Genomic DNA, 9449 nt, shown 5'->3' with positions numbered 1-9449 from the left:
GGTCCGGGGGCAGCGCCCCCGGGGGACGGGAAGGGGAAGGAGCGGCGGGGGCGAAGGAACCCGGCAGCCGGCTGCCGAGCACGATCATGCGCAGGGCGCGCTCCGTCGCGTCGGTGAGGAGCTCCGCGCCGCGGACCAGCGCCTCCGCCAGAGCCATCGGCGCGGGCAGGATGCCATGACAGGCATCCACCCCCGGCACCTCCCCCGCCCCCTCCCCGAGCGTCCCCGCAAGCGCCAGCACCGGCCGCCCCGACAGCTTGGCGCGCCGTGCCACCTCCGCCGGTACCTTCCCGCGCGGTGTCTGGTGGTCCAGCGCACCCTCCGCGGTGACGACCAGATCGGCGCGGGCCAGCCGGGCGTCCAGGTCGAGATGGTCCAGCAGGACGTGGAAGCGCGGCAGGAGGGCCCCGCCCAGGGCGGCGAGCCCGGCGCCGAGCCCACCGGAGGCGCCCGTACCCCGCCCGAGGCGCAGATCGGTGCCGGTGACGGCGAGATCGCGGGTCAGCACCCGCGCCCAGTTCTCCAGCGCCGCCGACAACTCCTCCACCTGCTGCGGACCCGCTCCCTTCTGCGGACCGAACACCCGGGCCACGCCCCGCTCCCCGCACAGCACGTTGAAGGGATTGCAGGCGACGAGGAGTTCCACGTCGGCGAGACGGGGATCGAGCCCGGTCGGGTCGATACGGGCCAGGCGCGTCAACTCACGGCCGCCGCCCGCCAGTTCGAACCCGTCCGCGTCCAGCAGTCGCGCGCCGAGCGCCTGGAGCGCGCCCGCGCCGCCGTCGGAGGTGCCCGAGTCGCCGCAGCCCACCAGGATCCGCCGTACGCCCTGGTCGAGGGCGGCGCGGATCAGTTCCCCGACGCCGTACGTGGTGGTGGCGCCCGGATCGCGCCGGGTACGGGGGACCAGGGAGAGGCCGGCGACCGCCGCCATCTCCACCACCGCCGTGTCCCGGGAGCCGAGCAGCGCGAAGTGGGTGCCGACCGGCTCGCCGACCGGGCCGGTGGCGGCCAGCGCGACCAGCCGGCCGCCGGTCGCCGAGGCCAGCGCCGAGGCCGTGCCCTCACCGCCGTCCACCAGCGGGATCCGGTCGATCTCGGCGTCCGGCAGCACCCGGCGGACGCCCGCCGCGATGGCGTCGGCGGCTGCCTGGGCGGACAGCGACTCCTTGAAGCCGCTGGGGGCCACGACGACACGGTTCAGCATGAGGGGAACTCCTTAGCGGGTCACGGGGACGCCGAGCAGCGGCCACACCAGGGCGGCGAACAGCAGCACCAGGGCGGCGGTGAGCGGGGCCAGCACGGCGGACAGCCGCAGCAGGTCGCGCGGGGTGTAGGTGGGGGTGCCGGGGATGTCCGCGAAGAGCGCGACCGGCTTCGCGGAGGCCGGGAGCGTGTGGCAGAAGCCCGCGGCGGCGGTGGAGGCGAGCGCCGCGGCGACCGGGTTCACCCCGGCGCCCACGGCCGCCGCGACCACCAGTGGGACCAGCACGGAGGAACGGGCGGAACGGGACTGCAGGACCAGATGGGCGGCCGTGCTGACCGCGATGACGACCGTCAGGAACATCACCGGCGTGATCCCCGCCGGCACCCCGCCGACCAGCCACTTCGCCGCGCCCGACTCGGCGAGCGCCACGCCCATCGCCATCGTCGCCGCCATGAACAGCAGCAGCGACCAGGGCACCGTCTTCAGCGCGTCCTTCAGCCGTACGGTGCCCAGCGCCGGGGAGGCGGCGACCACCGCGCCGATCAGCGCGACCACGGCCGGCGGCACCTGGTGCAGCGGCTCGCCGCACCACAGGGCGACGACCGTGGCCAGCAGCAGGGCGCAGCGCTTCTCGGCCTGGGTCCAGGGGCCGGTCACCGGGCGGTCGCTGTGCCGCTGGATCTCCTCGGCGGTGATGTGCACTCCGCCCTCGCGGTCCGCGCGCCGGGTGGTGGTCAACAGGACGGCCTCGGCGGCGAGATGGGAGGAGGCCACGGCCAGCGGCAGCCCGAGCAGCAGCCACTCGGTGAAGCCGACCCGTTCCCCGGCGGCCTCCCACAGCACCGACACGGTGATCAGATGCGCGCCCGCACCGATCAGGGTCGCCACCGCCGACAGGAGGATGACGGTCGGGAACAGCAGCGCCAGCATCACGACCAGTCGTCTCCGGTCGGCGAGTGCCTTGGCGAGGGCGAGGAACACCGGCAGGGCGAGCGCAGCCCGGCCGGAGGTGGCCGGCACCGCGAACGCCGTGACGACCAGCGCGGCCGTCGTCAGATGCGTCAACTGCCGTACCGTGCGGGCCCCGCCGACCAGGAAGGCCGCCGCCCGCTCCGCGAGCCCGGTCCGGCTCACCGCGGCGGCCAGCACGAACGCGCAGATCAGCAGCCACACCGTCGAGTCGCCCAGGGTGCCGAACAGGGTGTCGCTGCTGATCACCCCGGTCACCGTCAGCGCGAGTCCGGCGCCCAGCGCGATGTACGTGTCGTCGATCGGCGTACCGACCCACGCGCAGGTCGCCAGCGCGAACACGGCGAGGGTGAGGCGCGCGTCCCCGCCGAGACCGGGGAAGTTGCCGGGGACCGCGAGCAGCGCGCACAGCGACAGCGCCACGCACAGGGCCGCGGTCAAGCGGGGGTTCAGTGTCACGTCATCGACGATCCACCGGGGCGGTGAGCCGTCGATGAGCCGAAGATGAAAGGAACTTCACCCGGCGGCGGGGCCGTCACGCGGGGAGGCGGTAGCCCATCCCGCGGACCGTCTCCACCTTCTCCGCGCCGAGCTTCCTGCGCAGCGCCCGCACGTAGACGTCCACGATGTTGGAGCCCGGGTCGAAGTCGTAGCCCCACACGTGGGAGAGGATCTGCTCGCGGGAGAGCACCTGCCCGGGGTGGCGCAGGAACAGTTCGAGCAGCACGAACTCACGGGCCGTCAGATCGACGGTGCGCTCCCCGGCGCGGGCGCGGCGGGTGCGCAGATCGAGGCTGAGCGAGCCGGACCTGAGCACCGTCACCTCCGGCGCCCGGGCCGCCGTACGCAGCCGCAGCCGTACCCGGGCGAGCAGTTCCTCGAAGCGGAACGGCTTGGTCATCCAGTCGTCGGCGCCGCCCTCCAGACCGGCCACCGTGTCCCGCACCGAGTCCCGCGCGGTCAGCACGATCACCGGGGTCGTCACCCGGGACTCGCGCAGCTCGCGCAGCACGGTGAAGCCGTCCCGGCCGGGCAGCCCGATGTCCAGGACGACCAGGTCGAAACCGCCGGTCAGGGCGTACTCGTAGCCGGTCTCGCCGTCGGGGACGACGGTGGTGGTGAAGCCGTTGGCGCGCAGGCCCTTCTCCACGAAGGAGGCGATGCGGTCCTCGTCCTCGACGATCAGAATCCGGTTCACGTCCGTGTGTCTCCCAGGATGAGTACGAAGGTGGCGCCGCCGCCCTCGGTGTCGTGCAGGCGGACCCGGCCGCCGTGGCCCTCGGCGATCGCCTTGACGATCGACAGGCCGAGCCCGGCGCCCGAACCGCGTGCCCCGCGCCGGGAGGTGCCGCGCCGGAAGCGTTCGAAGACCAGCTCCCGGTCCTGCGGCCGGACACCGGGCCCGGAGTCGGCGACGTACAGCTCGATCCGCGCGCCCTGCGCGCGTGAGCCGATGCGGATGGTCTGGCCGGTGGTGGTGTGCTGCACCGCGTTCTGCGCGAGCTGCACCATCGCCTGGGTGATCCGCTGGGGGTCCAGCTCCGCCTCCCGGTCGGCCGTGTCCGTGAGCTGCCAGTCGCGTTCGCCCAGGGTGCGGGCCTTGACGTAGACGTCGGCGGTGAGTTCGGCGAGCTGGACCGGCTCCGGGGTGACGAAGTCGGGGCGTTCGGCCTTGGCGAGCAGCAGCAGGTCCTCCACGATGCGGCTCATCCGGTCGAGTTCGTCGGTGACGAGCCGGACGGTCTCCTCGCGCTCGGCCGGATCGTCGCCCATCAGCTCCAGATGGCCGCGCACGATGGTGATCGGGGTGCGCAGTTCGTGGCCGGCGTCGTCGACGAACTGGCGCTGGGCGGCGAAGGCCCGCTCCAACCGGTCGAGCATCGCGTTGAACGTCTCGGCGAGGGCCGCGATGTCGTCGCGGCCGCGCACCGGGATACGGCGGGTGAGGTCCTGCTCGGTGAGCTGCGCGGCGGCGGTGCGCACCAGCCGTACGGGCTGCAGGATCCGCCCGGCGACCGCCCAGCCGATGCCGGTGGTCAGCAGCAGGGCGACCCCGGAGATGGCGAGCAGCACCCGGAACACCTCGTCCACCCGCGCCACTTCGCGCTCGGGGTGGAAGGCGACGACGAACGCCGCCTCGGGTGCGCCGCCGTGCCGGGCCACGGCCACCTTGGCCCAGCGGATCTCGCCCTCGGGCCGGTGCAGCACACCGGAGGCGTCGGGCGACTCGAAGACGCGGCGCCGGGCGTCGTCGTCCCGGTGCAGGGGCAGGGCGACGGGCAGGTCGCGCGGCTGGGTGAGTTTCGCCGGGCCGCCGCTCTTCCGCGCCACCAGGCCGATCAGCTCCTCGTCCGGGTCGGCGTACTGCCGTTCCAGGAAGACCCGCAGCAGCCGGTCCGGGTCGGTGAAGGGCCGGCCCGTCTCCGGATCGAAGCCGCGCTCCTCGAAGTTGGCGAACTCGCCGGCCTCCTGGGCGAGCAGCCCGTTGATCCGGTGGTCGACGTCCCGCAGCAGGAAGGAGCGGGTGGTCATGGCGACGGAGCCGAGCGCGACCGCCATGACGAACAGCAGCCACAGCAGGATGCGGACCCGGGCGGAGATCCGCCGGCGGGGAGCGTCAGCCGTCGTCGCCGGGTCCGTCGTCGTCATCGTCGTCATCCGCTGGGCTGTCGGTCACCGGAGGCCGGGAGACGACCTCGTCGCTCGGCGTCGGCTCGGGCCGCGCGGACGGGGCCGTGGACGTCGGAGTGGGTGAGCCGCTGTCCAGTTCGACCCGGGGCGGCACCTTGGGCGGTTCGGGACTGTCGGCGAGCGCGAAGCTGGTCGCGGCGACGCCCAGCGGAATCAGCACGACGGCGGCGAGCGCCGCCATCCGGCGAGTGAAGACCATGCCCCGATCCTGCGCACCGCACCGGAGCCCCAGGATGAGCGCCGGATGAAGAACTCTTCATCCACTGATCCCGGCCCCTCCGGCGTTTGAGGAGCGGGGTCCGGGGCGGAGCCCCGGGTCCGGGACGGGAAGGGGCGGCGGGGGCGGAAAACCGGCTGAGGCACCCCGGACCGCCACCGGCCGAAGGCCGAGCCCTCCGCCCCGGCTGACCGCTAGCTGTCCAGTCCGATGGCGAACGCCGCCTCCAGATCGTGCTGCGAGTACGTACGGAACGCCACGTGCGTGTCGGTCCCCTCCACACCCGGAATCTTGCTGATCCGGCCCGGAATGACCTCCGCCAGGTCCTCGTGCTCCCGCACCCGCACCATGGCGATCAGGTCATACGTGCCGGTCACGGAGAAGACCTCGCTGACACTCTCCAGCGCGGCGATCCGTTCCGCGATCTCGGGGATCCGGTCCACGCTGGTCTTGATGAGGACGATCGCGGTGATCACGGCTGGTTCTCTCCCTCGGGGGCCGGAGCAGGGGTGGCCTTCACTGTAGTCGCCCTGCCGAAGCGCACCCACGCGTAGCCGAAGCCCAGCCCGAACCCGATCAGGTGCGCCAGGTACGCCACCCCCGGCCCCTCGCCCGCCCGTCCCGCCGCCGCCCACTGCAGCGCCGCCCAGAACGGCAGCACCACCCACGCGGGCAGCCGTACCGGCAGGAAGAACAGGAACGGCAGGAGACTGGTCACCCGGGCCCGGGGGAACAGGAAGAGGAACGCGCCGAGCACCGCCGAGATCGCCCCGGAGGCACCGACCAGGGACCGCTCGGAGTCCGCGTTGGCGGCGGCGTATCCCAGCAGCGCGAGGTAGCCGCAGCCGGCGTAGCACAGGGTGAACCGCACCCGGCCCATCCGTGCCTCGGTCATCGCTCCGAAGACGTGGAGGAAGAGCATGTTGCCGAGCAGATGGACCCAGCCGCCGTGCACGAACAGCGCCGTGGCGGGGGTGAGGACGGCCCCGGGGGACCCTTCGAACAGGTCTGCGGGAATGACCCCCCAGTGCCGGAAATAGGCCCTTTGCGCGTCCAGTAGCTCCTCCCCGGAGCCGTGGGCCGGATGCAGGCCGGAGGCCGGCCCGGTCAGGAAGACCAGGCAGCACAGCACGATGAGGGTGTGGGTCACCGGCGCGGGGGTGCCCCGGATCGCCCCGGCGGCCGACGCGCTCCAGTTGCGGATCATGAACACAGAGCATGACGTAACCGGACGCAACCGCACAGACCGCCTCGCCGCCGTGGACGGGCGGGCGGCGGGGACCCGCCAGGCCGTAGGGTTACGAGCCATACGCACCGGGGAGCCGGTGTGTCACGGACACTGGAAGGAAGGCGAACAGCCACGATGACGGTTCCTCTGCCGACCGCCTCGACGCGGTGGCGCTGCACCCTCTGCGGCAACCTCACCCGCTTCGACGTGACCCGCTCGTCGAAGGTCGTCGAGTACATCCACCTCGATCTGGCCGGAGAGCCCAAGGTCGAGGAGCGCGAGGTGCTCGATGAGACCATCGAGTCGGTGCGGTGCCGCTGGTGCAACGCCGTGGATCAGGTGGAACTCGTGGACAGGCCGGGTGCCGGCTCCTGAGTGAAGGGGGTCCCTCCCGCTCGGGCGAAGTCGGGAGTGGGGGAGGGACCCGCTGACGGCGACCCCGCGCGCGGGGTCGCAACACAGACATTGGGGTGTGACGGATGGTGGAGACCACGGGCGGGGGGCCGCGGGACGGCGCCGCCGAGGTGCTCGACCGTCCGCTGCCCGACGGAGTGCGCCGCCGGGTCGTCCAGATCGTCGCCGACGGCTTCGGCGGGCTCACGGTCGCCGAGCTGCCCGCCCAGCTGCGGCAGTACGCGCGTTTCGCCCCGAACCGGCGTGCCAAGTTCGCCGGCAACGCCATGGCCGCGGCGCTGGAGACCGATCCGCTGTTCCGGCAGCGCATCGGGGAGAAGCTCAGAGAGGCCCAGCCGGAACTGACCGGCGCCCTCGACTCCGGCTCCCCGCCCCCGGCCGCGGACCCGCTCGACGTGGCGGCCGCGGCCTATGTGCTCCGCCCGGCCGGCTGGGTCAAGCTGGTGACCGCCGCCGGCGAGGAGGCCCAGCGCGCCGACGCCGAGCGTGCCGACGAGGAGACCCGGGCCGAGCTGGAGCGGCTGCGCGCCGAACTCGCCCGGGCCCGTGAGCACACCAGGTCCGAGACCGAGCGGCTGCGCACCGAGCTGGAGTCGGCGAAGAAGGAAGCCGAGTCGCTGCACCGCAAGCTGCGCTCCGCCCTCAGCGACGTCAAGCGCGGCGAGGCCGCCGTGCGCAAGCTGCGGGGCGAGATGGAGACCGTGCGCGCCGAGGGCCACGCCCAGGTGTCGGCCGCCGAGAGCGAGAGCCGGCGCCTCAAGGCCCGGCTGGGGGAGACCGAGGCCGCGCTCGAGGCCGCCCGCCGGGCCGCCCGGGAGGGCCGCAGCGTGGAGGACATGCGGGTCCGGCTGCTCCTCGACACCGTGCTGGACGCCGCCCAGGGGCTCCGCCGGGAGCTGGCGCTGCCCCCCGTGTCCGTCCGGCCCGCCGAGACCGTGGACGCCGTCGAGCCCGGCCGCATGACCCCGAAGGACATCGCCAACCGCGCGCTGTCCGAGCACGACCCGGCCGTCCTCGACCAGCTGCTGGCGCTGCCGCAGGCCCATCTGGTCGTCGACGGCTACAACGTCACCAAGACCGGCTACCCCCAGATGCCCCTGGAGAAGCAGCGGCTCAGGCTGCTGGGCCAGCTCGCCCAGCTCGCCGCCCAGACCGGTGCCGAGGTGACCTGTGTCTTCGACGGCGCCGAACTGGCCGCGCCGGTGCTGCTCGCGCCGCCGCGCGGGGTGCGGGTGCTGTTCTCCAAGCCGGGCGTCACCGCCGACGAGCTGATCCGCCAGCTGGTGCGCGCCGAGCCGCCGGGGCGGCCCGTCATCGTCGCCTCCACCGACCGCGAGGTCGCCGACGGGGTGGCCCGCGCGGGCGCACGCCCCGTCGCGTCGGCGATGCTCCTCAAGAGGCTTTCCTAATATCTGATTCCCATCCGTCCCTCGTACAACGTACGGGATCTTTGCCCGAATTGACGGAACCGTCACGCAACGTAGCGTCAAAGGGGCGTCACCGCAGGTGAGTTCGGACCAAATAAACCCGCTGTAACGGAGATTTTGTGTCCAGGGATTTGAACTGATCACAAGAGAATCACTAGGGTCTCTCTTCGAACCCTCGCTCGCGCGATCACTCTCGAGAAGGAGCTCGTCTCCGTGGCGTCCCACCGTCGTCCCAAGCAGCCGAGCCGCGCACGCGTCACCGTGCTCACCACCGCTGCCGCAGCTGCCGTCGTCATGAGCTCGCAGGCCGCCAACGCCGCGCCGAGCGAGAAGCCGAGCAAGGACGAGGTCAAGGCCAAGGTCGACAAGCTCTACGAGCAGGCCGAGCAGGCGACCGAGAAGTACAACGGCGCCAAGGAGAAGCAGGAGAAGCTCCAGAAGGAGATCTCCACGATCCAGGACAACGTCGCCAAGGGCCAGCAGGAGCTCAACGAGCTGCGCGACGGCCTCGGTTCGATGGCCAGCGCCCAGTACCGCAGCGGCGGCATCGACCCCTCCGTCCAGCTGTTCCTCTCCGCCGACCCGGACGACTACCTCGACAAGGCGTCCACGCTCGACCAGTTGAGCACCCAGCAGGTCGACGCGCTCAAGGAGATCCAGGAGAAGCAGCGCGAGCTCGCCCAGCAGCGCTCCGAGGCGTCCGAGAAGCTCAAGGACCTCTCCGCCACCCGCACCGAACTGGGCAAGAAGAAGAAGGAAGTCCAGGGCAAGCTCTCCTCCGCGCAGAAGCTCCTCAACAGCCTCACCGCCGCGGAGAAGGCCCAGCTCGCCGATGAGGAGAACCGCGCCACCCGCGCCAGCGAGCGTGACGCGCTCAACGTCAACGTCCCGGCCGGTTCCGGCCGCGCCGCCGCCGCCTTCGCCGCCGCCCAGAGCAAGCTCGGCACCCCCTACGTCTACGGCGCCACCGGCCCGTCCTCCTTCGACTGCTCCGGCCTGACCTCCTGGGCCTACGCGCAGGCCGGCGTCGGCATCTCGCGCACCTCCGAGGCCCAGACCGGCGACGGCACCAGGATCTACTCGGTGAGCCAGCTCAAGGTCGGCGACCTCGTCTTCTTCTTCAACGACCTGCACCACGTGGGCCTCTACGCGGGCAACGGCCAGATCATCCACGCCCCGCGCACCGGCACCGTCGTGCGCTACGAGTCGATGAACACCATCGGCGGCCCGTTCATGTTCGGCGTCCGCGTCTAGGGAGTGTCGTTCGGATCAGGCCGGCTCCGGTGAGCGGTGCCT

At 72.5% G+C, this 9449-nt stretch carries 10 protein-coding genes; 3 read left to right on the top strand and 7 right to left on the bottom strand.

The genetic code is table 11. The features are described from left to right. The 7 genes from ACFV5H_RS29190 to ACFV5H_RS29160 all read right to left on the bottom strand — a co-directional run. The coding region (locus ACFV5H_RS29190) for a glycerate kinase (RefSeq protein WP_385197967.1) at window positions 1-1207 on the bottom strand (1207 nt) is incomplete at its 3' end. Between the two features lie 12 nt (window positions 1208-1219). After that, window positions 1220-2635, bottom strand: a complete 1416-nt coding sequence (locus ACFV5H_RS29185) for an SLC13 family permease (protein WP_385197965.1) — start codon at window positions 2633-2635, stop codon at window positions 1220-1222. 76 nt (window positions 2636-2711) lie between these two features. Next, window positions 2712-3374, bottom strand: a complete 663-nt coding sequence (locus ACFV5H_RS29180) for a response regulator transcription factor (protein WP_385058899.1) — start codon at window positions 3372-3374, stop codon at window positions 2712-2714. Beyond that, window positions 3371-4825: an ATP-binding protein gene (locus ACFV5H_RS29175; protein WP_385058901.1), complete on the bottom strand. Its 1455-nt coding sequence runs from the start codon at window positions 4823-4825 to the stop codon at window positions 3371-3373. The genes ACFV5H_RS29180 and ACFV5H_RS29175 overlap by 4 nt, the downstream gene beginning before the upstream one ends. Continuing rightward, window positions 4794-5066 (bottom strand): small secreted hydrophilic protein, encoded by a 273-nt coding sequence (locus ACFV5H_RS29170; RefSeq protein WP_385058902.1) that lies wholly within the window; start codon window positions 5064-5066, stop codon window positions 4794-4796. Before ACFV5H_RS29170 ends, ACFV5H_RS29175 begins: the two co-directional genes overlap by 32 nt. 212 nt (window positions 5067-5278) lie before the next feature. Further along, window positions 5279-5560: an Lrp/AsnC family transcriptional regulator gene (locus tag ACFV5H_RS29165; protein WP_030859083.1), complete on the bottom strand. Its 282-nt coding sequence runs from the start codon at window positions 5558-5560 to the stop codon at window positions 5279-5281. Next, entirely contained in the window at window positions 5557-6291 is a 735-nt protein-coding gene (locus ACFV5H_RS29160; RefSeq protein ID WP_385058903.1) for a rhomboid family intramembrane serine protease, read from the bottom strand. Before ACFV5H_RS29160 ends, ACFV5H_RS29165 begins: the two co-directional genes overlap by 4 nt. A 156-nt stretch (window positions 6292-6447) precedes the next feature. On the opposite strand from ACFV5H_RS29160, the gene ACFV5H_RS29155 reads away from it, so the two are divergent. From ACFV5H_RS29155 to ACFV5H_RS29145, 3 genes are all read left to right on the top strand, one after another. After that, window positions 6448-6687: a hypothetical protein gene (locus ACFV5H_RS29155; protein ID WP_085576074.1), complete on the top strand. Its 240-nt coding sequence runs from the start codon at window positions 6448-6450 to the stop codon at window positions 6685-6687. 104 nt (window positions 6688-6791) lie between these two features. Continuing rightward, the gene (locus ACFV5H_RS29150; protein WP_385058905.1) at window positions 6792-8135 is read left to right on the top strand and encodes an NYN domain-containing protein; all 1344 of its coding nucleotides are present in this window, start codon (window positions 6792-6794) and stop codon (window positions 8133-8135) included. A 231-nt stretch (window positions 8136-8366) separates the two neighbouring features. Further along, window positions 8367-9407 (top strand): NlpC/P60 family protein, encoded by a 1041-nt coding sequence (locus ACFV5H_RS29145; RefSeq protein WP_385058906.1) that lies wholly within the window; start codon window positions 8367-8369, stop codon window positions 9405-9407. Window positions 9408-9449 lie beyond the last annotated feature (42 nt).

The organism is Streptomyces sp. NPDC059787 (assembly GCF_042732315.1).
Taxonomy (GTDB): Bacteria; Actinomycetota; Actinomycetes; order Streptomycetales; family Streptomycetaceae; genus Streptomyces; species Streptomyces atrovirens.
This window is presented reverse-complemented; position numbering and strand designations above follow the sequence as displayed.